Annotated in this window: 23 protein-coding genes, 5 tRNA genes and 1 pseudogene; 12 read left to right on the top strand and 17 right to left on the bottom strand. The window is 63.9% G+C overall.

Features of this window, described 5'->3' with window-relative positions; genetic code table 11:
* Positions 1 to 40: 40 nt before the first annotated feature.
* Both ABZS69_RS53785 and ABZS69_RS53790 read right to left on the bottom strand, forming a co-directional pair.
* Positions 41 to 160: pseudogene (locus ABZS69_RS53785) on the bottom strand (IS5/IS1182 family transposase); the annotation flags it as partial.
* 454 nt (positions 161 to 614) lie between these two features.
* The gene (locus ABZS69_RS53790; protein ID WP_355388839.1) at positions 615 to 1,445 is read right to left on the bottom strand and encodes a hypothetical protein; all 831 of its coding nucleotides are present in this window, start codon (positions 1,443 to 1,445) and stop codon (positions 615 to 617) included.
* 631 nt (positions 1,446 to 2,076) lie between these two features.
* Here ABZS69_RS53790 and ABZS69_RS53795 point away from each other — a divergent pair.
* The 3 genes from ABZS69_RS53795 to ABZS69_RS53805 all read left to right on the top strand — a co-directional run bounded on the left by ABZS69_RS53795 (position 2,077) and on the right by ABZS69_RS53805 (position 4,683).
* A complete protein-coding gene (locus ABZS69_RS53795; RefSeq protein WP_355388841.1) occupies positions 2,077 to 2,202 on the top strand; it encodes a hypothetical protein in 126 nt (41 codons plus the stop codon).
* 7 nt (positions 2,203 to 2,209) lie between these two features.
* A complete protein-coding gene (locus ABZS69_RS53800; RefSeq protein WP_355388843.1) occupies positions 2,210 to 2,434 on the top strand; it encodes a hypothetical protein in 225 nt (74 codons plus the stop codon).
* A 1,115-nt stretch (positions 2,435 to 3,549) separates the two neighbouring features.
* Positions 3,550 to 4,683, top strand: coding sequence for a serine hydrolase domain-containing protein (locus ABZS69_RS53805; RefSeq protein ID WP_355388845.1), 1,134 nt, complete (start codon positions 3,550 to 3,552; stop codon positions 4,681 to 4,683).
* Between the two features lie 161 nt (positions 4,684 to 4,844).
* On the opposite strand, the gene ABZS69_RS53810 is transcribed toward ABZS69_RS53805, so the two are convergent.
* The 5 genes from ABZS69_RS53810 to ABZS69_RS53830 all read right to left on the bottom strand — a co-directional run bounded on the left by ABZS69_RS53810 (position 4,845) and on the right by ABZS69_RS53830 (position 10,184).
* On the bottom strand, positions 4,845 to 6,086 hold the full coding sequence (locus ABZS69_RS53810) for an ADP-dependent glucokinase/phosphofructokinase (protein ID WP_355388847.1): 1,242 nt from the start codon (positions 6,084 to 6,086) through the stop codon (positions 4,845 to 4,847).
* A 1-nt stretch (position 6,087) separates the two neighbouring features.
* Positions 6,088 to 6,948, bottom strand: a complete 861-nt coding sequence (locus tag ABZS69_RS53815; protein ID WP_355388849.1) for a ketose-bisphosphate aldolase — start codon at positions 6,946 to 6,948, stop codon at positions 6,088 to 6,090.
* 55 nt (positions 6,949 to 7,003) lie between these two features.
* Positions 7,004 to 7,846: a carbohydrate ABC transporter permease gene (locus ABZS69_RS53820; RefSeq protein WP_355388850.1), complete on the bottom strand. Its 843-nt coding sequence runs from the start codon at positions 7,844 to 7,846 to the stop codon at positions 7,004 to 7,006.
* A 6-nt stretch (positions 7,847 to 7,852) separates the two neighbouring features.
* Positions 7,853 to 8,815, bottom strand: coding sequence for a sugar ABC transporter permease (locus tag ABZS69_RS53825; protein WP_355388852.1), 963 nt, complete (start codon positions 8,813 to 8,815; stop codon positions 7,853 to 7,855).
* A 61-nt stretch (positions 8,816 to 8,876) separates the two neighbouring features.
* Positions 8,877 to 10,184, bottom strand: a complete 1,308-nt coding sequence (locus ABZS69_RS53830; RefSeq protein WP_355388854.1) for a sugar ABC transporter substrate-binding protein — start codon at positions 10,182 to 10,184, stop codon at positions 8,877 to 8,879.
* A gap of 295 nt (positions 10,185 to 10,479) precedes the next feature.
* Between ABZS69_RS53830 and ABZS69_RS53835 the strand changes: the two genes are divergently transcribed.
* Together ABZS69_RS53835 and ABZS69_RS53840 are read left to right on the top strand one after the other, a co-directional pair.
* Positions 10,480 to 11,328 (top strand): DeoR/GlpR family DNA-binding transcription regulator, encoded by an 849-nt coding sequence (locus ABZS69_RS53835; RefSeq protein WP_355388856.1) that lies wholly within the window; start codon positions 10,480 to 10,482, stop codon positions 11,326 to 11,328.
* A 502-nt stretch (positions 11,329 to 11,830) separates the two neighbouring features.
* On the top strand, positions 11,831 to 12,265 hold the full coding sequence (locus ABZS69_RS53840) for a calmodulin-binding protein (protein WP_355388858.1): 435 nt from the start codon (positions 11,831 to 11,833) through the stop codon (positions 12,263 to 12,265).
* A gap of 458 nt (positions 12,266 to 12,723) precedes the next feature.
* On the opposite strand, the gene ABZS69_RS53845 is transcribed toward ABZS69_RS53840, so the two are convergent.
* Positions 12,724 to 12,787, bottom strand: a tRNA-Phe gene (locus tag ABZS69_RS53845).
* A gap of 331 nt (positions 12,788 to 13,118) precedes the next feature.
* Between ABZS69_RS53845 and ABZS69_RS53850 the strand changes: the two genes are divergently transcribed.
* Positions 13,119 to 13,850: a hypothetical protein gene (locus ABZS69_RS53850; protein WP_355388860.1), complete on the top strand. Its 732-nt coding sequence runs from the start codon at positions 13,119 to 13,121 to the stop codon at positions 13,848 to 13,850.
* 188 nt (positions 13,851 to 14,038) lie between these two features.
* Here ABZS69_RS53850 and ABZS69_RS53855 read toward each other — a convergent pair whose 3' ends face one another.
* Positions 14,039 to 14,410: a hypothetical protein gene (locus ABZS69_RS53855; protein WP_355388862.1), complete on the bottom strand. Its 372-nt coding sequence runs from the start codon at positions 14,408 to 14,410 to the stop codon at positions 14,039 to 14,041.
* A 150-nt stretch (positions 14,411 to 14,560) separates the two neighbouring features.
* Here ABZS69_RS53855 and ABZS69_RS53860 point away from each other — a divergent pair, with 150 nt between their 5' ends.
* Positions 14,561 to 14,941, top strand: coding sequence for a hypothetical protein (locus ABZS69_RS53860; protein ID WP_355388864.1), 381 nt, complete (start codon positions 14,561 to 14,563; stop codon positions 14,939 to 14,941).
* Positions 14,942 to 15,274: 333 nt separating this feature from the next.
* On the opposite strand, the gene ABZS69_RS53865 is transcribed toward ABZS69_RS53860, so the two are convergent.
* The 3 genes from ABZS69_RS53865 to ABZS69_RS53875 all read right to left on the bottom strand — a co-directional run bounded on the left by ABZS69_RS53865 (position 15,275) and on the right by ABZS69_RS53875 (position 18,448).
* Entirely contained in the window at positions 15,275 to 16,231 is a 957-nt protein-coding gene (locus ABZS69_RS53865; RefSeq protein WP_355388866.1) for a hypothetical protein, read from the bottom strand.
* A gap of 253 nt (positions 16,232 to 16,484) precedes the next feature.
* Positions 16,485 to 17,123, bottom strand: a complete 639-nt coding sequence (locus ABZS69_RS53870) for a hypothetical protein (RefSeq protein ID WP_355388868.1) — start codon at positions 17,121 to 17,123, stop codon at positions 16,485 to 16,487.
* A gap of 680 nt (positions 17,124 to 17,803) precedes the next feature.
* Positions 17,804 to 18,448, bottom strand: a complete 645-nt coding sequence (locus ABZS69_RS53875; protein ID WP_355388870.1) for a hypothetical protein — start codon at positions 18,446 to 18,448, stop codon at positions 17,804 to 17,806.
* Positions 18,449 to 18,462: 14 nt separating this feature from the next.
* Between ABZS69_RS53875 and ABZS69_RS53880 the strand changes: the two genes are divergently transcribed.
* A complete protein-coding gene (locus tag ABZS69_RS53880; RefSeq protein ID WP_355388872.1) occupies positions 18,463 to 18,816 on the top strand; it encodes a GntR family transcriptional regulator in 354 nt (117 codons plus the stop codon).
* A 245-nt stretch (positions 18,817 to 19,061) separates the two neighbouring features.
* On the opposite strand, the gene ABZS69_RS53885 is transcribed toward ABZS69_RS53880, so the two are convergent.
* From ABZS69_RS53885 to ABZS69_RS53900, 4 genes are all read right to left on the bottom strand, one after another.
* A tRNA-Phe gene (locus ABZS69_RS53885) sits at positions 19,062 to 19,135 on the bottom strand.
* Between the two features lie 5 nt (positions 19,136 to 19,140).
* A tRNA-Asp gene (locus tag ABZS69_RS53890) sits at positions 19,141 to 19,215 on the bottom strand.
* 98 nt (positions 19,216 to 19,313) lie between these two features.
* Positions 19,314 to 19,386 (bottom strand) — tRNA-Glu (locus tag ABZS69_RS53895).
* A complete protein-coding gene (locus ABZS69_RS53900) occupies positions 19,387 to 20,886 on the bottom strand; it encodes a metallophosphoesterase (protein WP_355388874.1) in 1,500 nt (499 codons plus the stop codon).
* Positions 20,887 to 20,988: 102 nt separating this feature from the next.
* On the opposite strand from ABZS69_RS53900, the gene ABZS69_RS53905 reads away from it, so the two are divergent.
* Both ABZS69_RS53905 and ABZS69_RS53910 read left to right on the top strand, forming a co-directional pair.
* Entirely contained in the window at positions 20,989 to 21,330 is a 342-nt protein-coding gene (locus tag ABZS69_RS53905) for a metallopeptidase family protein (protein ID WP_355388876.1), read from the top strand.
* A 110-nt stretch (positions 21,331 to 21,440) separates the two neighbouring features.
* Entirely contained in the window at positions 21,441 to 22,721 is a 1,281-nt protein-coding gene (locus ABZS69_RS53910; RefSeq protein WP_355388878.1) for an MFS transporter, read from the top strand.
* Here the strand turns inward: ABZS69_RS53910 and ABZS69_RS53915 are convergent, their stop codons facing one another.
* Positions 22,722 to 23,006, bottom strand: coding sequence for a PspC domain-containing protein (locus ABZS69_RS53915; RefSeq protein WP_355388880.1), 285 nt, complete (start codon positions 23,004 to 23,006; stop codon positions 22,722 to 22,724).
* A gap of 91 nt (positions 23,007 to 23,097) precedes the next feature.
* Between ABZS69_RS53915 and ABZS69_RS53920 the strand changes: the two genes are divergently transcribed.
* Positions 23,098 to 24,252 carry an acyl-CoA dehydrogenase family protein gene (locus ABZS69_RS53920; protein WP_355388882.1) on the top strand — a complete coding sequence of 385 codons (1,155 nt, stop codon included), beginning with the start codon at positions 23,098 to 23,100 and terminating at the stop codon, positions 24,250 to 24,252.
* Positions 24,253 to 24,301: 49 nt separating this feature from the next.
* A tRNA-Lys gene (locus ABZS69_RS53925) sits at positions 24,302 to 24,377 on the top strand.
* Positions 24,378 to 24,425 lie beyond the last annotated feature (48 nt).

Here is a 24,425-nt window from a genome sequence, read left to right on the forward strand (position 1 = left end):
GCCCGGCAGCGGCCCCTGCCCCCGCCTGGCCCCGGGTGGTGCCATTCGGTGAGGCGACGACCTGCACGTTCATGTCGTGCACCCGGTATTTGCCGGAGAAGTACGGACGCTCTGCGGCGATCCGGTCAGTGCGGATCAGCGTGCCGTCGAGCACCAGGTAGTGCAGCGCCTGCTGTCCCGGGTTGAGCAGCCGCCGGGCCGGCCCAATCGCCTTGCGGTAGCGGCGGATCACTCCGGCGATGTAGTTCAGCGTTGAACGCGAAAAATCGACGGCGGCGCGATAGAAAGCATCCGAGGCCCCTGATTGTGGTGATCAATCCATCTACCAGGGGTTGCTTACGTCGTCAGGCGAACACCAGGCTCGCGATCATGCTGTGATCAGCAACCCGCCACCAGGCAATGTAAAAAGCCTCACTGTTGTCGCCATCTCAGCCGCGGTCATCCGACGGCCAGGTCCGACGAAGGAGGCTGCTGACCCGATCACCCCAACGCGTTCCCGTCAACACCGGAGTCAGCGATCGTCGCGGCATGAGCCAAGTTGTGGTCTTTCGCGAACGGCGCCTGCCCAGATGGTTCAGCCTGTCTGCAAAGCCGACGCGCACCTAAATACATAATTACGGGCATTCTTTTTTGATGGAACATATCCGAACCTCTGCCACCCAAACAGCACGAATATTTCCTCCCTTTAGACGCCGTCTTAGCGCATAGGGTGAGACGTCGACAATGATTCCATAGATCAATCCATCCGCTGCGGCCTGCCGGAGATCGGGCAGATTCAATCCAAATTTGCTCAGTACGCCACCGTCCGCCTCCGCTAGCTGCGACACCCAGCTACGAAACTGACTGATCGACGAATAGTCAATGCATGGATCGGGTAAGTCTTTGGTTGAACACCCTGTTTGGCCCGACCAATATATCGGCCTAGCTCCTGGCCGTTGGCGTGACAAGAACACGTCCTCTGACGGTCCATCCTCAATGCCGAGACTCCTTTCCGTCTCCGGCCTTTCGAATTCGATCAGGACCGTCGCCATCGTCCCCCGCTTGAATTCATGCGGGGGACTCTCCGCATGAACCCGCCGTACACCTGATCCGAACTCGGCGATAGCGGGCGACAGACCAGTTGGGCGAAGTCTGGTGACATCCCGTACCTCTCCGGACCGGCTGATCAACGCTTTGAACGGTGATTCAAAAGAGAAGGTCTGCCCATCGTTCGGCTTCGGCGCAGTACCCAAGAACTGAAACTCGTAACCTTCCGGCACGGGCTCGAGGTCATGACCCACAAAGCGATACTCGGGATTTGCGACCATAGCCGAGTTGCCAAGCACCGTCCGAAGATGTTCCAGCGACACCCCTACCGACTGGTCAACCGGAAGCAGATTTTCCCCGCAGGACGCCAGCAAGACGGTCAAGCCGACCGCAATTCCGGCAATGATGGTTCGCTTCATGATCCCCCCGAGCCCGTTATCGACCAGACAGTCTGGTCGATGTTCAGGGTGCGGTCCATACCCGCAGTGATCAGGATGGCCAAAATGTCATAATTCCGTGATCCGAATCTATCCGCTGAGCAACAGGCCGTGCCCGCACCCGCATAGGAGTGGATATCGAGCCAGGAAGGACACAGCGATCGATGAGTCGTACAGGGTTGGCTGGGCAATATGAGGGAAGGCCATGGCTGCACGGGGAGAATTCGTAGAGTCGGTCATGGCTTCGCCGGAGTGCCGAGGCATCTGCGGAGGTCGGCCGCCTGCGGCGCTGAGCTCCATACAAACCTCGAATGCCTGGACGACACGCAGTGACCCCCCGATAGGAAGGCCATGAGGGTCGTCCATCGGGCCTATACCATTCGCGGATCAGGTCCTTCACCTCATCCTGCGGAAATGATGTGAGCCCACCGCCCGCCTATCACCCATTCGAGCCGCCGGGCTTCCTCCGCGAGTGCGGCATCCCTCCACATCACACACGCCGCGAGATCGAGTCCAGCTGGCGACCGAGCCGACAGCGCTGGGCCGCAGGTCCTGGCCGGCCAGCTGCCGTCTGCTCCACCGCTAAATCTTAGGGCTGTGGTGAAATTTCTGGATGAATGACGTGGATCGCGATGCGCTGAAAGCCTGTTTCGAAGCCCTTGGCGCCGATGATGTTGAAGGCCGGGCACTCTCGGAAATCACCGAAAAGGTCCCCAACTCGCTCGCTTCCTGGCGTTGAAAAGCGTTTGGCCAGAACTGATCGATACCTGGGCCGCTCCCGGCTCCTTGGAGACGATCCCGGCGGCAGACGAGCTCACTGGCCGCGCGGTGGCGCGGGCAAGGTCAAACACCACGACCAGGCGACCAGCCAACTGCTCCACCGCCACAGCACCGACTACGAGCCGGACGGCGTCCTGCGCGCCCGCCGCAACAAGGTGGCGCAGGTCTGTCGCCGTGCGTCCAGCCCCTGAACGGTGATGTCCCACTCTCGATCACGAGCTGGTGCGCCTCGGCCGCGGCCTCTTAAAGAGCCCGGAGAAGGACGGACCCGATCGCGACGCCAAGGGCAGCCCCGATCGCACCGGTCCACTGAAGGGGCACAGATCCGGGAAATTGGCTACGCATCTCCAACTCTCCAATGATCTCCAGCGCTACGGTGGCCGACGTTGCTGTCAGCGGCTACGCGGGACGATCCCGCGGCCATGCTTCGATCAGCCGGGTCACCAACCAGTGACCCTTGACGAAGGCGAGGTGCTCCGCCGAGACACCTGCGCCGCCGTGCGATCGCCGTAGAGCGCCTGAAGCTTCTCTCCATCTCGACGGCAAGATGCGCGGGACTCATAACGTGGTCCAACCCACGTTCCATCGTGATGTTGCTGTCACAAGTACAAAACGCCCCCGGAGCGACTTTCGCTTCGGGGCATCTTGGCTGTTCAATGCTGGTGGTCAGAGGCACGGCCGACCTTCCGCTCTTCAAGCGGCGCCATCGTCCTGTTCGGCTGATGGAGACCATGGTCAGGCGCGTGCGGACGGTGGCACTGATGCGTCGGCGTGCAGAGAGGTTGCTGTCAGCGCTGCTGCGACCTCTCATGGTCACTCTTTACGGCAAGGCCCGATGAAAGCGATTGTCACCGCCTCACGGCTCAGGATCCTCCCAGAGAACACCGCCGGCCTCTTCCTGCACGCCAGAGCGGGGTTCCACGTGGTCGGCCCGTGAGATGGTGCTGCTCGAACGCCGCAGTGCCGTCATCGCCTGAACGAAGGCGGCCCCGGACAGGGTCGGCGCGAAGCGACTGGTGCAGATACAGGAAATAGCCGACATTTTTTTGCCGAGATGACCCGTGACTATCGGGTAGCACTAACAAAGAGGCACGCGGCAGGAAAAAGGTGTCGAGCGCCGTTTGCGGCCCCAGCGTACGGAAACCAAGCCCTCGGAAAATAGTCCGCCGGGCGCTCTCACGCAACACCAGCCCGATTCGGATAAATGTCCAATTTCAGGACTTAGTACGTCTCGGGGGAGAGTATGTCCAAATTTCCTAATATTGTCTGGCTTCTTGCGGTCGGGGCTGCTCTGACTGGTGGGATCATGCCTGCGGGTCCTCCTGCCATCGCCGCATCCGCCGTCACGAGCCACGCTACTCAGAATCCGGATCCGCTGGCCACCACGCTGGCGCCGCGGGGCGATCGGACCGCCGCGGCGATGCGCGAGTACGTCCGGGACCTGGCCAGAAAGCAGCAGTTCACCGGCTCGGTGCTGGTCGTACGGCATGGGCAGGTGCTGCTGCGTACCGCTGCCGGCGCGGCCGACGCGGAGAGGCACATCCCCAACCGGCCGGACACGGTCTTCCGCATCGCCTCGGTCACCAAGCAGTTCACCTCGATGCTCATGCTGAAGCTGCGCGACCGCGGGTTGCTCGGCCTGGACGACCCGATCTGCGCGCATCTCATCCCGGCATACATCGAGGCCTGCCCGCAGGCGTGGCGGCCCGTCACGATCCGCCAGATCCTCACGCACACGTCCGGGATCGTGAATATCCAGGACCTGCCGGGCTTCTACGCTGAGCTCTCGCAACCGACCACGACCCGGGAGCTCATCCAGCGGTTCGTGCACAGGCCGCTGGACTTCAAGCCAGGGACCAACTGGAAGTACAGCAACGGCGGCTACGTCCTGGCCGGGGCGATCATCCAGGCGGTGACGCACAAGCCGTACGGCACCGTACTGCAGGAAGAGATCACCGGCCCGCTGCATCTCCGGCACACCGGCTACAGCAGGGGCAATCCGCCCGACGGGTACGCGAAGGGCTACTTCACGGTCGGATCACCGGCCCCGCCCACCAACGGCTCCCAGGCGTTCTCCGCGACCGGCATCTACGCCACCGTCGACGACATCGCCCGCTGGGACCGCTCGTTCGGCGCGGATCTGGTCGCGCCGCCCGCCACCGTCAATCAGGCGTTCACGCCACAGGCCCCGTGTCCCCCCAACGGCTGCCTCACCCTGCCGTCGACCGCATACGCCTTCGGCTGGGCCGTCGACCGGCTCCACGGGCACCGGCTCCGGTACCACCACGGACTTCTCCAGGGCTACGCGGCGATGAACATGTACCTGCCCGATGACGACATCGAGGTCGTCGTGCTCAGCAACGTGCAGGACACCGACACGTACGGCATCGGCCGCCACCTCGCCACGATGGCCCTCGAGTCTTCGAAGGCGGGGCGATAGAGGCATGGGGGCCCTGATCGGCGGCCGCGGTGCCGTTGTCGCCTGAGCGAGAAGGCTTGGAAACGAGCTGTGGCGCCGCCCTTGGAGAGTGGCGCCGCAGCTCCGCAGTCCCAGCACTTGGGAGCCGTCGCCATTGAGGCGCGGCTCGTGTGGTGCGCGTCCTATGGCACTCGCGGATCTTGATCCTGGCGACCGGTCGTCAGGGGCGGGGTCGAACTGCCGAGGGAGACCGCGGTGAGGAAACCGCCGACGAACGCATCGCCGAGCCCGATGGTCGTGGGCGCGGCAACATCAAGATCGAAGCCAGGCAGGCAACGAACAACCCCGCCCATTCGGCCTTCCAGAGCCGCGGCGAACTCCACCGACTCCTTTCGCCTCGCCCGGTTCCGCATGAGTTCGTAGTGGTCGTTCGTGTACTCATCGCCGTGGCTGTAGCGGGTGCTGGCGATCAGGATGCCCTCGTTCAGCGGCTCCGCGTATTCGCCGGCTCTCTCGCCGAATGCCGCCGACCAGTACTTGGTATGCACCACCAGGGTCTTCACGGGAATGAGGGCCCGCAGCGATTCGAGGGCGCTCGCCACCTCCGTCACGGAGAGCAGGTTGACGGCGTAGCCCAGGTACGACTGCATCTCGTCTTCGTTCAGCCCGTGAATGTCGACGACTTCCAGAAGCGCGTCGCGGACCCGTTGGCTGAGGCCCGGCTCGTGGAATCCGGCATCCTCGTAGTAGACGACCGCCTCGGCCGGAAGTTGTCGCATGTGGCTTCTCAGCGTGGACAGACGCAGGTCAAGTGTTCGCCGGTCCCGTATCGCATTGAATCCCGAGATCAGAAAGACCCGTGCGTCGCGAAGCAACGAGCCCAGCTCGCCACTAAGCAGCATGGACTCGTTCGCCGGGTCGTTGACGTAGATCAACCTGTTCGGAAATGGCGCACGGATGTCGATGTCACCCGCTCGAACCCGCATGTCCTGGTCGTACTGCACGATCAGGTGCGGATAGAAGGTGTCCTCGTCGCCGCTGCAGATGTAGTCGCAGCCTGCCGGCAGCAGGCGGCGGACGATGTCGTTGATGCTGACCAGGTGCAGGGTGGACGGTACGCCGAACCGGCTCATCTCCATCGCCGCCCGAACGGAGGTTCCGCCCAGGGTCGTTCGTTTGGGGAATCGCCCTGCGAATGCGCTCAGGCATTCGGAGGAGGCGACGAAGTGCTCGCCTCCTCCGCCCTTTTTGAGATAGCTGAGAATCGAAATGACCAGCTCGCGCTCGTTGGTCACGGTGAGCGATGAAGTCAGCTCGGCATTGCGGATCTGGTACTCGTCGACAAGTCGCTCCAAGGTCGACGAGGACAGCTTGAGTTCGTAGTCGACGCATCCCCCCAAGCCCAGGACTACATGGCTGGTCATGTCAGTACAGAGATGCCTTGCCGGCCGCTTCGAAGAGGTCGATCTTCTGCGCGGCCACCACCTTCATCGCCTCGATGCACGGCGGCTGGATGGAGTTCGGCTCACGCAGGCTCTCATCGGCCAGGACCTCGCGCATCTTCATGTGGTAGGCCGCCTTGATGTCACTGGAGATGTTGATCTTGTTGATGCCGAGCTTGACCGACTGCGCGATCTCGTCGTCGGGATTGCCCGAGCCGCCGTGCAGCACGAGCGGGATCTGGACTGAATCCTTGATCTCCTTCAGCAGGTCGAGCTTGAGCTCCGGCTTCAGGGTCTTCGGGTAGAGGCCGTGATAGGTGCCGATGGCCACGGCGAGACTGTCCACCCCGGTTTCCCGCACGAAGGTCACGGCGTCCGCCGGGTCGGTGTAGATGATCGCGTCGCTGCCGTCTTCGGCCTCGCCGTCGGTCTTGCCGATCGTCCCCAGCTCCGCCTCGACCGACAGGCCGACCGCGTGCGCGGTTTCAGCGACCTTCTTGGAGATCGCGATGTTGTCCTCGAAGGACTTCATCGAAGCATCGATCATCACCGAGGTGAAGCCGATCCGGATCGCGGTCAGCATCTCCTGATAAGTCGCGCCGTGGTCCCAGTGAATCGAGATCGGCACGGACGAGCGATGGGCTCGCTGGGTCATCGCGGCGATCACGTCCACGCCGATGTGCCGCACCTCGTCGGGGTGGATCCCGATGAAAAGCGGCGCGTTCTTCTCCTCGCTGATGTCCACGATGCCGTTGAACATCGCGTAGTCGCTGATGTTGAAGGCGGGCACGGCGAAGTTTCTTTCGTGCGCGACAGCCAGGAGCACCTTGCCGGTCGTCAGCATTTCTCTATTTCTCCTTCTGATCAGTAGATTATCGCTGGGGGGCGGGGATGAAGTGTCAGGCTTTGACCGCGCCGGAGGTGAGGCCGCCGATGAATCGCCGTTGGAAGAGGAGGAACAACACGAGCACCGGAATGGACCCCAGGATGCTCATGGCCATCATCTGATTCCACTCGTAGGAGTGCTGGCCCATCAGGAGCTGGATACCGATGGGCACGGTTCGCATGTCATCGGTACGGGTGAGGGTCAGCGCGAACAGGTATTCGTTCCACGAGATCATGAAGGTGTAGACGCCGACGGCGACCAGCCCGGGAACCGAAATGGGCACCAGGATCCGCCAGAGAGCCGTCCAGCTCGACGCCCCGTCCACCTTGACGGATTCATCCAGTTCCCGGGGCAGGGTGTTGAAATACGCCGTCATCATGATGATCGCATAGGGCAGGGTGAACACCATATGCGTGAGGATCAATCCCGGATAAGTATTGTACAGGCCGAGCCCCACCACCAGGCCAAAGTAGGGAATGACGAGTGTGATTGGCGGCACAGCCTGAACGGTGACGATCACGGCGTTTACGGATCGTTTCAGCGGGAAGTTGTAGCGGCTGAATCCATACGCCGCGAGGATCGCCACGAACAATGTCAACACCGTCACCGAAAGCGCGACGATGTAACTGTTGACGAAAAACCTCAGCTGCGCCGCGTCGCCCAGGATCTTTCCGTAGGCGTCGAACGAGAAGTTCTCGGTGATCAGCCGCGGCGGGACCTGGAAGACTTCCCCGTTGGTCTTGAACGACGTCGACAGCATCCACACGACCGGAAGGCCGGCGAAGGCCGCGCCGACGCACAAGCCTGTGAGCACGGCGATCTTCGCGCCGAGGCGCCGCCTTTTGCGGGTGAGCACGGGTGATCACCTCTCCTTTTGCAGGCGAACGTAGAAGAAGGCCAGAATCATCGTGAGCAGCAGGACTATGACGGCGGCGGCGGACGCGGTGGCGAACTCGTAACTGCTGAAGGCTTGCTTGTAGGTGTACGTGCTGAGCATCTCGGTGACATTCAGCGGGCCACCACCGGTGGTCATCCAGATGAGGGCGAACTGCTGAGAGGTCCAGATGAGATCGAGCACGGCCATGCTGAGCAGTACCGGTTTCAGCTGCGGCAGCGTCACATTGCGGAACTGGCGGAAAGAGCTCGCGCCGTCCACGGAGGCCGCCTCGTACAGAATGGGCGAGATTCCCTGCAACCCGGCGAGGATGCTGATCATGAAGAAGGGGAAGCCGGCCCAGATGTTGATGAACGTCAACGCCCAGAGCGCCAGGTTCGGGTCGGAGAGCCAGCCCACTCCCTCCCGCATCACGCCGATCGTGGTCAGGATGTAGTTGACCACCCCCGACGGGTCCAGCATGAGCCGCCAGATGACCGCGATCACGGCGACCGTGAACAGCCAGGGCAGGATGTAGACAATGCGGAAGATGGCTTTCGTCACTCCGCTCAACAACGGCGTGTTGAGCATCGTCGCGAAGGCCAGCCCGAGGCCGAGGTGGGCGGCAGTGCTCACGGTGATGAAGATGAACGTGTTCTTCAGCGCCGCCAGGAAATCGGGATCGGTGAGCACCGTGGTGTAGTTGGCGAGGCCGGCGAAGACCGGGTTCTGCTCGACGATCACGTTGTCCTTGAACGAATAGCTGATCACCATCGCGATGGGGATGATCATCAACACAAAGATCAAGATCAGCGTCGGCGAGAGATAGCCGTACGGGACAACACGCTGCACGGGGAAGGGCCGCGTCCTTCTCCTACGGCCCGCAGAGGATCCCGATGCCGATTTTGCGGCTCCCCGGGAGGCCGCGGGATCGAGTTTCGCGGTTTCCATCGATGTCTCCTTGGCTCGGGGCCGCGCCGCACGGTCGGCGCGGCCCACGAAGTACGGAAGGTCAGAGCACCGGTGCCCAGGCCTGTTGCGCCTTGTTGAGGGCTTCGTCGACACTCTGCTTGCCGGTGAGCACGAGCTGCAGCTGCTCATCGAAGCTGCGCATCAGGTCTTCGGACTTCGGCAACCCCACGAACTCGTTGGCGGGATACCCCGCCTTGTAGATGTCGAAGGCCGTCTTGAACAGCGAGTCACTCTTGCTGAAGTCGGGCTCGGCCGTCTTGTTGCCGGGGAAGCCGTTCGCCAGCGTGCTCAGCTGCGCATTCGCCTGCTTGTCCATCAGGAACTGGACCAGCTTGAACGCCTCGGCCTTGTGCTCCGAGGACTCGGCGACGCCGATGCCCCAGGACGCGTACGGGATGCCGCGCTTGCCGCTGTAGCCGTCCTCGGCCGGGATCGGCACCACCGTGAAGTCCAGCTTCGGATCGTTCTTCTTGATCAGCGTGATGTGCGCCAAGGAGTCGATCATCATGCCGATCTGGCCGGTGGAGAACTTCTCGACCTTGTCCTGCTCTTTCATGGTCAGAGCTCCGGGCGCGATGACGCCCGCGTCGTTCAGGCTCTTGACGTACTCCACGGTGCTCTTGACGCCCGCGCCGGTCAGGTCGGGCTTCCCGTCCTTGGTGAGCATGCTGCCGCCCGATGCCCACAGCCACGACATCACGTCGTTCTGGACGCCGTTGGGAACAGCGGTGTCGAGCGGCAGGGCCCAGCCCTTGACGTTGCCGCCGAGCGCGCTGATCTTCTTGGCCGCCTCCAGGAACTCCGTGCGCGTGCTCGGAGGCGTCTTGATCCCCGCCTTCGCGAGCAGATCGTTGTTGACGAACAGGGGGTAGACGAAGTTGACCACGGGGATCATGTAGGTCTTCCCCTTGATCTGAATCTGGCTCGCGAGCTGGCTCGAGTCGTACTTCGCAGCCGTCATGAGCTCGGACAGATCAGCGATCGCGCCCTGCTTGGCGAAGTCGCTCACCCATGCGCCGTCGAGGCCCACGACATCGGGCAGCGTCCTCGACGCCGCTCCCGACACCAGCTGCTGCTTCGTGGACGCGTACGGACCACTCAGCAGCTTGACCTTGATCTTCGGGTTCTGCGCCGTGAACTCCGACATGAGCTTGTCGAACGATCCCGCCGGCAGCTCCGGCGCCCACCACTGCGCGAACTCCAGCGTGACGGTCCCGTCCCCGCTTGATCCCGCGCTCGATCCCGAGCTGGAACCGCACCCCACGGCCGTGGCACCGATCATCGCCACCGCCATGATCCCGAGTAGTCGCCTCGTCCGGCCCTGCAACCGGGTGCTGCCTCCGGTCATCGCGACCTCCTTGCTGTACAGGTATTACCGGTCTTTGCCGGTTTCCGCCACATTAACAACGCATGACGCGGGCCCACAAGACCTAGTCGTGCAAAGTCCAGCTAGAAACCGCAGAGTCCGGCATGCGAACGGGGAGAGGTGTGCTGGACCAGGAGGCTTCCAGCGCCGGATCCTCGAAGTAGGCAGCATCTTGCCTGGAAGGGGCAACATCATGCGGTAGTCTGCAGTTCTGGACCTGTATCACTCCTCTGTTGCACTGAGCCGTAGCGCAACTACCGCAGAGATGGGAGGGTCAGTGACCCTTAACGAGGACGACCGGCAGCGTCGTCTACCTGCAGGACGTAAAGCCCAACTGGCGGCATACGTCGCAGAGGCCGGGCAGGTCACGGTCAGCGCGCTCGCAGAGCGCTTCGGCGTCTCCATCGACACGATCCGGCGGGACTTGGACCAGCTCAGCGCCGACGGCGTCTTGATCCGCACCTATGGAGGAGCGGTCAGTCAGTCGACCCTTTCCCGGGTCGACCGGGCCGTGGACGTGCGGCTCAAGATGGAAGAAGGTGAGAAGGAGAAGATTGCGGTACTTGCGGCATCCTTGGTCGAAAATGGGTCAATCGTCATGATAAACGGCGGTACGACCACTCTTGCCGTGGCCAGGAACCTGCGCAACCATCGGGACCTGACAGTGGTGACGAACAGCCTGCTCGTGCCCCCGGCGCTGGCGCCCTCAGCCGTCCGCGACGTGTACGTCTTCGGCGGCGCAGTTCGCACTCTCACGCTGGCCACCATCGGCCCCGTCGGCTTCCGGGCGTCCGACGGAAGCGAGCTGGACATCAGCTGCGACCTGGCGTTGATCGGGGTCGGCGCCGTTTCGGCGGCCGCCGGGTACACGACGAGCAACCTCGCCGAGGCGGCGATGATGCGAGAGATGATCTCTCGGGCGGCGCGCGTGGCGATCCTGGCCGACTCGTCCAAGTTCGGCCGCCGGCTCTTCGCCCAGGTGTCCGAGCTCGGGGGCGCCGACTACCTCGTCACAGACTCCACCCCGCCGCCTGATCTTCTGGACGCGCTGACGGAGAACGAGGTAGAGGTGATCACGCCGGAAACCCTCGAAGGCGCCCCTGAAGCCGATCAAGATCCCCAGTAGTTGGCCGCCGCCCGGAATCACTGGCCGTTCCCTATGACATGAGAACGGCCAGTTAAGAGGGACTTGTCTGCGGGCTGTCGCACCCCCACGTGGCGATGATGTCCACGCGTTCAGGGCCGAGCCGCGAGGGGCGCCGCACGATGATGCCCAGAGCTCCGCCAGTCCCAGCCCGCTCTCGCTGGGCTCATTACGGCGCCGACCAGCGGCGGCGCGAGCGCTTGAACCCAGCTCTCAGGCTCCGCAAGCAGCAAGAGCCATTTTCCGCGCGCAGCGCACACTCAGAAGGGCGCGCGAGGCACCATCGACTGGCCGGAGGACCACGTCAGTGCTGGTCGCAGCACGTTCAGGGACGGCAGGGACAACAGGCGCCCTCGCCTCGAAACGGTATCGCTCCCAGTGACTGCGTTGTCACTGTGACGCTAGAGGCTGCACCCATCACCGCGTGATTACTTAACGTACGTGATCACAACTCTAAGTAATCACGCCAGATGAAGGGAGCTCCATGCGCAGCATCCTGACCAAGACCCTCACAGCTCTCATCGCCATCGCGACGCTCGCCGTCGCCGCCCCCGCACCCGCCCAGGCGGAAGACTCGGCCTACTTCGTGATGACCGACATCACCCGCGAGGAGTTCGTCGTCAGGCTCACCGACCCCGGCAAGATCCAGCACGCCCGCGACCTGGTGAACGGCGACACCGTAGACCGCCCGCACATCATCGGACGCATCCTCAAGCGCCAAACCGCCTACAACCCGCGCTGGAGCTACCACCTGAACAGCGACACCGTCGACTTCTTCGACGTGGCGATCGAAGTCTGCGACGCGACGATCCCCTACGTCGAGGATCACCTGGACGAGGCCGGCGGGGCCTTCCTGCCCGGCCTCATCTGGTGCGGCTGGACCACCAGGCTCTTGTACGAAATTCCTGGCCCGCGTTAGCCCCTATCGCGACCCCTGGAGAACCACTCCAGGGGTCGCCCCACGCGTTGACAAGCAGCTTCCACACAGGCTCCTGTGGCGGATCGGGGACGCGGCGTAGCATCAAAAACCCCTGAAGCTCCAGCACCTGGGCGACGGCCAGCATGCGAGCGTGGTACCGGGGCCCTCCGAATTGCTCTCAAAAGCGCCTAATGCATCAACCCGGCGGAATGGACCCCTCGGGAGCTGCGGCACAGCTTCGTCTCGCTGCTCTCAGCTCATGACGTCCCGATCGAGCACATCTCACGCCTGGTCGGCCACCCGAACACCCTCGTGACCGAGATGGTCGACCGCAAGCAGATCTGACCCGTCATGCAGGAAGCGTGATGGACGAGATCTTCCCGCTCGCTCCGGAACCGTAATCACGCAGACGCCCCGGGCGATAATCGCTCCGGGGCGTTTTTGCAGGTCAATTGATGTGGTCAGGGGCGGGGTCGAACCGCCGACCTTCCGCTTTTCAGACGGACCGATCACCTTGATCGGATGCCGGATACCGTGGCCAGAGGGTGGTGGACGGTCGCCGAAGTGAGCCCGTGTGCGGGGACGTTGCTGTCAGGGCTGCTGTCATCGCGCTTGCGGGATCATGACCTTCGTCCGCTACTGTCGCCCGAGTCGATCTACCGGCAAGCGGGAGAACGGAGAGGCCGTCGTGGCGCTGAGACCTCATGCAGAGACGCACCTCCTCGCAGAGGCACTCCGCGCCGGGGCGGTCCTGGCTGCCTCCGGACCGGTCATCTTGAAGACCTCCAGGATCAGCGCGGCAGAGCTGAACGTCGGGATCTGCCGGGGAACCGACTCCGTCGTTCCCTTCCTCATGACGACAAGTCCATGGTGGCAGCTGCTCTCGTGGGCCGAACTCCTGCTGCCGGTGGTCCTGGCCGGTCTCCTGCTGCGCGCCTCACCACGGACCACGCTCCTCGGGGTCGCGGCGATCAGCGCCGTCCTCGCGTTCCGACTGTTCGCGCTCTTCCTCCCGCCCGGCACCCACCCCCTCACCGGTCAGTCCCTTCCCGTTGACGGGCCCTGGCCGTCGATCCTCTGTTACGCCGTGGCTATCGCCGCGCTGCTCCTGGCGGCGCGTTCGCCCCTGCCGCCGGCGCGGAAGGGAGCCGTGTTCTGGGCGGGGGCCATCGTGGCGGCTGCGTGGACGGTCGGCCGGTTCTCTCTCCCGAGCGGTGAGTCCACCTCCTTCGGCTGGTTCGCTTACACACCGCCTGCGGAGCTGTTGTGGCAGCAACCGGGGGCGTGGTCCTGCAAGGCCGACGTGGACGGCGTGCTGATCGTGCTCATCGCCTTGGCTGCGGCGGCCGGCGGCGTCATGGCGGGCCGAACCCGGCACAGGGTCGCGCTGGGGATCGGTGCGCTCTTCGTCTTCGCCGCCTTCGAGGGATTCGTGGCGGTTCTCATCGTCGTGGGCGGCGAATACCTCACGGACGCGGCCATGAGGATCCGATGGCACCTACTGGTTGCAGCGGCGCTCGTCATCGCGACCACTTTCCGGGATCGAACACCGTCGACCGATCCTCAAGAGGCTCACCCGCTGTAGAAGCAGACCGAGAGACGGTGAAGACGAAAACCCCTTCATTACGAGTGAGAACACAACCATCCACAGGCATCCACCCGGGTCCAGGACAGCTGCTCAGGCGACGCGTAGAGAGGCAGCCGTTCCACAACCGTCCATGATTGTTCGGAGCCGTTGTTAGCACTCCTGTTAGCAGGATCGATGCTCAGCCCTCATGCTCCGGTGGCATGCTGCGCGTGAACATCGACCTCAAAGACCAGATCTTCGAGCTCTGCCCTGGCTGTGTGCAGTTCCTCCCTGAGGAGGTGCGGAACCTGCTTGTCGCCAACCGGAGTCGAAGCCTGCTCGGTGATCGCTTCGAGTTGCCGGCCGTATGCCGCGACCCGCCGTAACAAGGTGGCGTAGGTCTGTCGCCGTGCGTCCAGCCCCTGAACGGTGATGTCCCACTCGCGATCACGAGTTCTACGGGCTTGCTCTCTCTTGTGCTCGCGCGCCTCGGCTGCGGCCTCCTGGCGTGCCCGGAGAAAGACGGAGGCGATCGCGACCAGACTTCCGATCGCGGCGCCAAGAGCAGTCCCGATCACACCGATCCACTGAGGGGTCACAAATCCCGGAAATTAGCTACGCATCTCCAACCCGTCAATGATCGCCAGCGCTACAGTGGCCGACGTCGCTGTCAGCGGCTACTCGGGATGGTCCCGCAGCCCTGCTTCGAGTAGCCGAGTCGCCAACCAGTGACCGTTGACGAAGGCGAAGTGCTCCGCCGAGACACCTGCGCCGGCGTGCGATCGCCGCCGTGGATCTGCTCCGTTGGCGAGCAGGAGCGCCGTCATGTCGACATGGAGCCGATCACCTGTCTGCGCGTGGCTGTCCACTTCCACATCGATCGCGTGGTGAAGCAGCGTGAGTCCACCGTGTTCCTCGTGAACACTCACACCTTCATCGAGGAGCCTCTGAAGCTTCTCAGCGTCCTCCATCTCGACGGCGAGACGCGCGGGAGTCATGCCGTGGTCCAACCCGTGCTCCATCACGACGCTGCTGTCACTGTTGCTGTCAGAGACAACCAAAAAGCCCCGAACGATAATCCGTTCGAGGCGTTTTTGCAGGTCAATTGATGTGGTCAGGGGCGGGGTCGAACCGCCGACCTTCCGCTTTTCAGGCAAGCCGAGCACCCGTTCCCGCCAGGCTCATGACGGCGCTGACCAGGCCCCGACCGTCCCCAAGCGTCCGTCAACGTCCGTGATCGTCTGCCGCGGTTGTCACTCAGTTTGTCACTCAGTCACTCCACCAAAGAGGGTAAGCATTCACCGCCTGACGTTCCGGAGCCGGTCGTACCGTTGCACACCTCTGATCGATCACACAACGCGATCAACAGAACCCGAAACGTACAGGCCGTGAATGCTGCCCCATGGTGACCAGCTTGCCGTGTCACCGCGACACCCTCGCCTCTATTTCAGCGTTTCGTAAATCCCCTTCGCCGTCATAGACGGCACCGGCCGACCGGACGCCGCCTCAGTGGCGAAATCAAACCTGCTCAGCTCCGCAGTTCCCGTCCCCGCCTGGTAAGACAACAGATAACACTTACCGTACAGCTCGAACGGAGCGAGCGTCGTCCACCCCGTCGCCCAGTTCTGCTGCCACACATTGCTGTACGAGCCGTCCTGGTCGAACTTGTCAAGACTCGCTTCGCCCGACCCGTTCTTGTACGACAGGAGGTAATACTCGCCGTACGCCTTGAAGGGGACGAGTGTCGTCCACCCCGTCGTCCACCCCTGCTGCCATATCCCGCTGTATGAGCCGTCCTTGTGGAATTTACTGAGGTCCGCGTTTCCCGACCCGTTCTTGTACGACAAGAGGTACGGCTCGCCGTACAGCTCGAACGGAGCGAGCGTCGTCCACCCCGTCGCCCAGTTCTGCTGCCACACATTGCTGTACGAGCCGTCCTGGTCGAACTTGTCAAGACTCGCTTCGCCCGACCCGTTCTTGTACGACAGGAGGTAATACTCGCCGTACGCCTTGAAGGGGACGAGCGTCGTCCACCCCGTCGTCCACCCCTGCTGCCATATCCCGCTGTATGAGCCGTCCTTGTGGAATTTACTGAGGTCCGCGTTTCCCGACCCGTTCTTGTACGACAAGAGGTACGGCTCGCCGTACAGCTCAAACGGAGCGAGCGTCGTCCACCCCGTCGTCCACCCCCGCTGCCATACCCCGCTGTATGAGCCGTCCTTGTGGAACTTGCTGAGGTCCGCGTTTCCCGACCCGTTCTTGTACGACAGGAGATAATACTCGCCGCATAGCTCAAACGGAGTGAGCGTTGTCCAGCCTGTCGTCCACTGTTCTTCCCAAACTTGGGTTATTTGCATAATGGGAGTCTTACTTGATGGTCGGACGGTGTCAACCGGCATGAGCGATCGGCATGATCCGCCTTTCCCGGTCGAGTGAATCCGATGTAAGCATTCACGTCGTGCACAGGCCCGCGGAGGAGGTTTGTGACTCCCCAACGCCACCTGATCGTGCTCGCCAGTCGTGAGCACGGCCGGATGGCACCGCCGCCGACCGCCCATGGCCCTCACAGCCGGCGCCCGCTGGGCCGCTCAGCCGATGCCGATGCCTGTCACACGGTCATTGCGAACAGGTCAAAGCTGTCCAAGGCTCAGGTCACCGCGCAGGACCCACCTCGATGGTGTAACCGACCTCGTAGTCCCACTCACTCCACACGCCTGGCCCTTCAATGATGTTCGGATACTTATCCGCGAACTTCCACGTGAACGGCCCGCTATTATCTTCCGGATAATCGGCTACATTCACTCTCTTTTGCACCACCCCTAGGACGCCACCCTCGGTGAAGGCCGCCGGAGCCTTGGCCAGCGCCCGCGGCGTGGAGGCAAGAATCGCGCCGGCGACCGCGTCCTCAACGGAAGCGACCAGGGGGCCGACCGCAGTTCCGAAGTCTGCGGTAAACGCAGAAAGTACCGCCGGGCGATTCTCGACGTAATAACGATCACTGTAGTCGCTGCTGGCGCGCCGGAATTGAAGGCCGAGTTCGATGAAGTCATCGACATATACGTTGTTGTCGAAAATTGCAGACTCGTCATGAGCGAAAGTATTTCCCCCGTCGCTGCTAACGGCATCCGGGGTGGTCAGAACCGTCATGCTCTTGGAGCCGGACCGGGGGCCGGTGGCCGCTCCGCCCACGACGTAGAACATGTCGGATCCGTATTTGTATTGGGCTTGGTTGCAGTTCACGGATAGCAGCTTGATGATGACACGTTTCTGATTGTCGTTCGACTCTGCCATGAGTTTCTCCTGTCAGGAAATCATCTGAAGCGCGTCCCTACGGTCGACATTCTGTGGGCCCATCTGGCGTTGGACGGTGCCGGACCGCCTTGACGGGGCCGATGAAGCCGGCCCTCCGGCGCCGCGAGCGGCAAGAGCCGTTCTCCGGTTGGCCAAGGGCTTACATGATCGTGCCTAGTCCGATCGATGATTGCAAGGAGTACCCAATCGATGACCCAGCGACTCATCTTGCTGAGGCTGTAATCAAGACAAAGGTCAGCGAGCTTGCTGGTGGGAGCAGGAGGTGAGCACGCGCTCTGGCCGTGGTATCGGGCGGAAGATGGAGCACCCCCATTGGCCCTGATCGCCCGCCTGGCGGGCGTCTCTCCGGGGCGGCCCGCCAGGGCCGAACCTGCTGTAACACCGAGGGCTGCCCCCAGGGTGTTACAGCCGGTCTTCCGCGCGCAGCGCGCTCAGGAGGGCGCGCGAAGCACCATGGACTGGTCGGAGCATAGTTCACTCCCCTGGGATCGCGGCTTGGGAGCGGCTGTTGAGGTCGTCACCGGCTCATGGAGACAACAGGGACAGCCCTCCAGAAGGTCTGTCCCTTGTCTTGGACTGCGTTAGTGCTGGTCGCAGCGGACTCAGGGACAGTAGGGACGGCAGGGACACTGACTGTCGAAGTCGCGTGCTCCAGCTAGCTAGAGGCCCATGGGCTTCATGCCATGAAGCTCCAGCACCTGGGCGACGGCCAGCGTGCGAGGGTGGTACCGGGGCGCGTCCCATGGAACGAAGACGTTGTGCGCGGTCGGGATCGGTTCACGGAAGATCCCCGGTCGATAGAGGTCAGCCAGCACACCGACGGTTTCCACGGCCCTCACGGTGTACAAGGTGAAGTCAACCTGGAGCATGGGGCATTGCTCCAGAGCCTTGGGGACGCAGGTCCAGCACGTCGGCGGAGCGTTGGTCCGGCCGCTGTCCAGGCCAGTGCGCTCAAATACGGTCTTGGTCAGTAGCCAAGGGATCAGACGCGACTCCGGGTCTACCGCCGGACCGCCACACACCTGACAGAGAAGCTTGTTCATGCACCGCCACTCTCGCCGCAGGTTGAGCTTCCTCATTCGCTCGGAGCCACGCAGGTCGGGCTTGTCCAGCAGGTCACGCACTCTGGCGCGGAGGATTCCCAACTCCCAAGGTTTAGCGGTGGGAGGCTTGATCCAGTCGCCAGGCTGGGATGGCTGGTAGGCCAGGCGCAGTCCGCCCGCGCAGGGCTCGAAGGCGATCGGATCTTTCACTAGTTCGTTGGCGAAGGCGATCGTGTACGGGATGGTCGTGTACCCGGTCATGACTGAACTTCTCCGTGTGGAGTCAGCCTGGAGACAAGCTCAAGAACGAAGACGCCCTGGCCGAGGAGTTCGGCACCGGCAAGGCCACTGTTCGCCAGGCGTTGCGGCTGCTGCGTGCCGAAGGGCTCATCGACACGGAGAACCGGCGGGGAAGCACCATACGGACGCCGCCGGAGCTCGCGGTGGTGGGCCTGGAGAAGCCCGCGCGGATCACGGCCCGGATGCCGACTGTCGCGGAGCGAACAACCCTGGGCCTCCCCGAAGGGGAACCTGTACTGGTCGTCACCTACACCGACGGCCGAACTGTGGTGCTTGCGCGGTCGGCGATCGATGCTGGTCCGGCCATGAGCGATCCAGGCGACGACTGAGCCCCGAGCCACCTTGAGAGGCAGGATCGAGGTTGCCCCGACGGCTGGTCGGCCACACGAACACGGTGGTCACTGAGACCGTCTATCGCAAGCAGATCCGCCCCGTCATGCAGGAGGGAGCGACAGTCATGGATGAGATCTTCCCGCTGACTCCAGAGCCGTAATCACGACGGATGTCACGCAGTTTGTCACGCAGACGCCCCGGGCGATAATCGCTCCGGGGCGTTTTTGCAGGTCAATTGATGTGGTCAGGGGCGGGGTCGAACCGCCGACCTTCCGCTTTTCAGGCGGACGCTCGTACCGACTGAGCTACCTGACCTAGAGCGGTCCTGACGGGACTTGAACCCGCGACCTCCACCTTGACAGGGTGGCGAGCACTCCAAACTGCTCTACAGGACCTTGCTTGTCTTGCGTTTCTTGCTGTTTGCGCTCGTTTAGCTTACCAGCTCTTCGGTGGTCTTCGACCAGCCGTTTTCCGGTGCGCTAACCGCTCGCAGTGCCCCCAACGGGATTCGAACCCGTGCCGCCGCCTTGAAAGGGCGGTGTCCTAGGCCGCTAGACGATGGGGGCTCAGGATTCCCTGTCGCCTTCCGTCGGAGACCTCTGAAGCATAGGGGACGATTGCCCTTGATGCCAAAGTGGCTTACCGGCGGACGGCGTTTGTGTGCCAATGTCCGGTCCCGTTGGCGACGGGGCGGTCGTTGGCTCCGGGGAAATCATACGTTGTGGGTCGGGCTCCACGTGACGTTGGATGTACACCGACTGCTCCCCCAGCCCGCCCAGCGTGATGTCATCCCAGGCCTGCATGCGTTTCGTCTCCCTGTCGAAGTACAGGACCGAGGCCTGGACCGGCGTGGGCTGGGCGTGTTCGAGGGCGCGCAGGCCGGCGCCGCCGGTCGAGCCCTGGACGAGGAGGCGGGTTCCGGTTGGGAGCATGCTCGTCTTTCGGCTGTGGGTGTGGCCGGCGAGGATCAGGGGGGCCGCGCCGGAGAAGCCCTTGCCGACGTCCGGGTCGTGTACGGCGATCACGTCCGGCTTCTTCACCTTGGCGAGGTGCGAGCGGGCGTACTGGCCGAGCACGGCCGGGTCAGAGTCGGCGGCCACGGACTTGTCCGGGGTGAAGCGGGGGTCGCCCAGGCCGTAGATCTTCAGGCCCGCCACGGTTTCGGTGGTGTTGTCCAGGACGACGGAGTTCTTCTGCTTCTCGACCGCTTTCTGGGTGACCATCGAGTCGTGGTTGCCGCGTACGTACACGTACGGGACCCCGAGGCGGCCGATCTCGTCCACGAACTTGTTCTCGGCCTTGGTGCCATGGTCGGAAATGTCGCCCGTGTCGATGATCATGTCCACGCTGAACTGGTCTTTGAGCGAGCGGATGACGTTCCAGGCGATGGGGTTGATGTGGATGTCCGAGACGTGCAGAACCCGGATGGTCTTGGGATCGGTCTGGTACAGCGGCAGGTTGGACACCGTGTCGTACAGCTTCGAGACGTTCGTGACAAGTTTGGTGAGTTGCGACCGGTACGACTCGAAGCGGGTCACGATCGACTCGGCGCTGCCCACGAGCGACGGCGCGGCGGCGATGAGGCCCGAGTAGCGGGGCTCGACGAGAGAGCTGGGGCGGAACGTCAGAGCGGCGAGGGCCCCGGTGCCCGCCAGCGCCACGGAGGCGGCCAGAAGGCCCGTCAGGGCCACTCTGGGGCGCCTGAAGACCATCAGGACCGCGATCAACGCCCCGGCCCCCGCACAGAGGAGTGAGCGGATCGCCAGCGCGCGCACGCCGTAGAGGAGGTCGTCCTCGATGAGCTCGGGCAGGCGGTCGGCCAGCCGCGGGTCCTCTATGAGGGCTTTGGCGCGCTCCTGGTCGATGTTCTCGAGCGTGATGCGCAGGCGCAGCGGCGCGTCGTGCGTGCGGAACGTGAGCGTGCCGAGCGGGCTGGCGTCCACGACCGTCTCGCCGTCCCAGGCCGGTCGGAGCGACATCCCGGTCTCGACGGGCCCGACCTGGGCCCGTACGGTGCCGCTGAGGAAGATGCCCAGCCAGGCGCCGACCGCGGCCACGAGGAGCACCGCCGCGGCCCTCGCAGCCCTGGACCGAATGACGGCCTTTGACCCGTGAACGAACTTCATACGCTTTCTTGCCTACCCGAGTGACGGGGCAGAATGGCAAGTGTGATCGAGGTTTCGCGGGAGAAATTCGAGGAACTCGTGGCTGAGGCACTGGACACGATCCCCCCAGACCTCACGCGCGCCATGAGCAACGTCGTCGTCACGGTCGTCGATGATCCGCCGGAGCCCCACCTGCTCGGCCTGTACACCGGTGTCCCCCTCACGGAACGCGGCGACTGGTACTCAGGGGTCCTGCCCGACCGCATCGAGATCTACCGCAATCCGATATGCCAGATTTGCGATACGGAAGCCGACGTCGTCGACGAGGTGCGCATCACGGTGGTCCACGAGGTCGGCCATCACTTCGGCATCGACGACGCTAGACTTCACGAGCTGGGCTGGTAACCCTTTGCTTTTGGTTGGCTTCTTTGGGTTGCGGGTTGCCATAATGATCGGGCACCTTAGGTGACGTAGCGAACACTGTAAGTCAGGCACAGCGGAGTCCAATGGGGGCAATGCGGGCAAGTCGTCCGCCGGGGCGGCATCGCCGTGCTGAGGGACACGCCACATATCGGGAAGTCATCGCCATCAAGGAGTTCAGGGCTCTCTGGTACGGCCAGGGCCTTTCCCTCCTTGGTGACCAACTCGCTCAGGTGGCACTCGCCGTACTCGTCTACGACCGAACACGTTCACCGCTCGCCACGGCGGCCGTGTACGCGCTGACGTACCTTCCGTCGATCGTGGGCGGGCCGTTGCTGGCCGGGCTGGCGGACAGGTTCGCGCGCCGGGCCGTGATGCTGACCTGCGACCTGATCCGGGCGGCGCTGGTGGCCGCGATGGCGGTGCCGGGCATGCCGTTCTGGTCGCTGTGCGCGCTGGTGTTCCTGGTGGTGCTGCTCAGCGCGCCGTTCTCGGCCGCGCGCGCGGCGCTGCTGCCAGAGGTGCTCGAAGGCGACCGGTACGTCATCGGCTCTGCCATCCAGAACATGACGAACCAGGCCGTGCAGATGCTCGGTTTCGCGGCGGGCGGAGCGGTGATCGCGACCATGGGCCCCTACCGGGCGCTCGCTCTGGACGCCGCGACGTTCCTCGGCTCCGCGCTGATCCTGGTGTCAGGGGTGCGCCGCCGGCCTTCCGCGAGCCCCGACGGCTCGAAACCGTCCATGTGGACCATGACCAGGGCGGGAGCCCGGCTCGTGTTCGGGTCGCGGCAGCTGCGGACGCTTGTCCTGTTCGCGTGGTTGTGCGGCTTCTACATCCTGCCTGAGGGCATCGCCGTGCCGTACGCGGCCAAGCTCTCCACGGGGACGCTGTTCGCCACGTGGACACTGCCGGTCCCGGTGATCACCGGGCTGCTGATGGCGGCGATGCCTACCGGGACGGTTCTGGGGGCGTTCCTTTTCAGCAGGTTCGTGCCGCCGCCGCGCCGGCTGCGGCTCATGGGGTGGCTGGCCATGCTGAGCTGCGCGCCCCTGATGGTGACGGCACTGCGGCCGCCGCTGGAGGTGGTGCTCGCCGCATGGCTTCTGTCGGGAGTCGGCGGGGCGTACCAGCTTGCGGCCAATGCCGCTTTCGTCCAGCGCGTACCGGCCGAACGTCGCGCCCAGGCGTTCGGCCTCGTGCAGTCGGGGCTGATGGCCGCGCAGGGGATCGGGATCTTGGCGGGCGGGTTCGCGGCGGAGAGACTCGGTCCTGAGCCGGTGGTCGCGCTGGCCGGGCTCACCGGCTTGATCTGCGCGGCCGTCCTCGCCCTGCTCTGGACCGAGCCCCGCGAACGCGTGCCCGCTCCGGCCTGATCACGACTGCGGCTTCTGCTCGCCGCTCCAGTCCGTCCGGCCGTGGTCCTGCTGCTTGCTGATGAGGTCCTGCACGATGGAGGTGTCGCTGTACTCGTCGGGCATGAGGAGCCAGCCGATCGCGTAGACGCCGACGCCCAGCCCGCCGAACAGCGTCGCGATCGCGAGCGCGATGCGCACCAGGTTGGCGTCGATCCCGACGTACTCGCCGATGCCGGAGCAGACGCCCGCGACGATCCTGCCCTTGTGAGTCCGACGCAGCTTCTTGACGTTGTATTCGCTCATGTCTCAAGACTGCCCCCGGGCCCGGTATTAGCACATCAGGATTCCCCCTGGTAGAACCCTGGTAACCCCCTATATGACGAAGGGACCCGAGATGGACGACCTGCTCCGCCTGGACGACCGGCTCGACGCCGACCAGCGGCTGATCCGCGACACGGTCAAGTCGTTCGTCGCCGACCGCGTCCTGCCGTACGTGGGCGACTGGTTCGAGGAGGCGGTCTTCCCTGCGCGCGAGCTCGCGCCCGAGCTCGGCGCCCTCGGGCTACTGGGGATGCACCTGCAGGGGTACGGCTGCGCCGGGACGGACGCGGTGTCGTACGGGGTGGCCTGCCGCGAGCTGGAGGCCGGGGACTCGGGCCTGCGCTCTTTCGTGTCGGTCCAGGGTTCGCTGGCCATGTTCCCCATCTGGCGGTATGGCTCCGACGAGCAGAAAGAGGAGTGGCTGCCGCGGATGGCTGCCGGGTCCGCCATCGGCTGCTTCGGCCTGACCGAGCCGGACCACGGCTCCGACCCCTCCAACATGCGTACTTATGCCAAGAAAGACGGATCCGACTGGATCCTCAACGGCTCCAAGATGTGGATCACCAACGGCTCCGTCGCCGACGTCGCCGTGGTCTGGGCGCAGACCGACGAAGGCGTCCGCGGCTTCGTCGTACCGACCTCCACCCCCGGCTTCTCCGCCCCTGAGATCCACAAGAAACTGTCCCTTAGGGCCTCGGTCACCTCGTCCCTCTACTTCGACGACGTACGCCTGCCCGCCTCGGCCGCCCTCCCCGGCGTCGTCGGCCTCCGCGGCCCCCTCTCCTGCCTCTCGGAGGCCCGCTTCGGCATCGTCTGGGGCGTCGTGGGCGCCGCCCGCGCCTGCCTGGAGGCCGCGGTGGACTACGCCAAGACCAGGATCCAGTTCGACAAGCCGATCGGGTCGTTCCAGCTGACGCAGGAGAAACTCGCCTGGATGTACGTCGGCACCGCCCAGGCCCAGCTCACCGCCCTCCATCTGGGCACCCTGAAGGACGCCGGCCAACTGGAGCCCCGGCAGATCAGCTTCGGCAAGCTGGCCAACGTACGCGCCGCCCTGGACATCGCCCGCCAGGCCCGCTCCATCCTGGGCGGGAACGGGATCACCCTGGAGTACCCTGTGATCAGGCACATGAACAACCTTGAGTCTGTGCTGACGTACGAAGGGACCCAGGAGATCCATACGCTGGTGCTGGGAGAGGCGCTGACGGGTCTGGCCGCTTACCGGTGATGCAGGCGTCGCGGTCGGGGCGGTAATCTCTGTACCCTTGCTGTTGCGAGGGGCGTTAGCTCAATTGGCAGAGCTGCGGACTTTTAATCCGTAGGTTCCGGGTTCGAGCCCCGGGCGCCCTACCACCTCACACCCCATCCGACCTGCACTTTCTCGATTCTCGACCGTCTTCA

Source organism: Nonomuraea sp. NPDC005650 (genome assembly GCF_040605375.1).
GTDB lineage: Bacteria > Actinomycetota > Actinomycetes > Streptosporangiales > Streptosporangiaceae > Nonomuraea.

What these genes read in the sequence shown, in the direction of transcription:
- ABZS69_RS53790 (WP_355388839.1), bottom strand. Translation starts at nt 1,445, where the DNA reads ATGAAGCGAACCATCATTGCCGGAATTGCGGTCGGCTTGACCGTCTTG.
- ABZS69_RS53795 (WP_355388841.1), top strand. Translation starts at nt 2,077, where the DNA reads ATGAATGACGTGGATCGCGATGCGCTGAAAGCCTGTTTCGAAGCCCTT.
- ABZS69_RS53805 (WP_355388845.1), top strand. Translation starts at nt 3,550, where the DNA reads ATGCCTGCGGGTCCTCCTGCCATCGCCGCATCCGCCGTCACGAGCCAC.
- ABZS69_RS53810 (WP_355388847.1), bottom strand. Translation starts at nt 6,086, where the DNA reads ATGACCAGCCATGTAGTCCTGGGCTTGGGGGGATGCGTCGACTACGAA.
- ABZS69_RS53815 (WP_355388849.1), bottom strand. Translation starts at nt 6,948, where the DNA reads ATGCTGACGACCGGCAAGGTGCTCCTGGCTGTCGCGCACGAAAGAAAC.
- ABZS69_RS53825 (WP_355388852.1), bottom strand. Translation starts at nt 8,815, where the DNA reads ATGGAAACCGCGAAACTCGATCCCGCGGCCTCCCGGGGAGCCGCAAAA.
- ABZS69_RS53830 (WP_355388854.1), bottom strand. Translation starts at nt 10,184, where the DNA reads ATGACCGGAGGCAGCACCCGGTTGCAGGGCCGGACGAGGCGACTACTC.
- ABZS69_RS53840 (WP_355388858.1), top strand. Translation starts at nt 11,831, where the DNA reads ATGCGCAGCATCCTGACCAAGACCCTCACAGCTCTCATCGCCATCGCG.
- ABZS69_RS53850 (WP_355388860.1), top strand. Translation starts at nt 13,119, where the DNA reads ATGACGACAAGTCCATGGTGGCAGCTGCTCTCGTGGGCCGAACTCCTG.
- ABZS69_RS53865 (WP_355388866.1), bottom strand. Translation starts at nt 16,231, where the DNA reads ATGCCGGTTGACACCGTCCGACCATCAAGTAAGACTCCCATTATGCAA.
- ABZS69_RS53870 (WP_355388868.1), bottom strand. Translation starts at nt 17,123, where the DNA reads ATGGCAGAGTCGAACGACAATCAGAAACGTGTCATCATCAAGCTGCTA.
- ABZS69_RS53875 (WP_355388870.1), bottom strand. Translation starts at nt 18,448, where the DNA reads ATGACCGGGTACACGACCATCCCGTACACGATCGCCTTCGCCAACGAA.
- ABZS69_RS53910 (WP_355388878.1), top strand. Translation starts at nt 21,441, where the DNA reads ATGCGGGCAAGTCGTCCGCCGGGGCGGCATCGCCGTGCTGAGGGACAC.
- ABZS69_RS53915 (WP_355388880.1), bottom strand. Translation starts at nt 23,006, where the DNA reads ATGAGCGAATACAACGTCAAGAAGCTGCGTCGGACTCACAAGGGCAGG.
- ABZS69_RS53920 (WP_355388882.1), top strand. Translation starts at nt 23,098, where the DNA reads ATGGACGACCTGCTCCGCCTGGACGACCGGCTCGACGCCGACCAGCGG.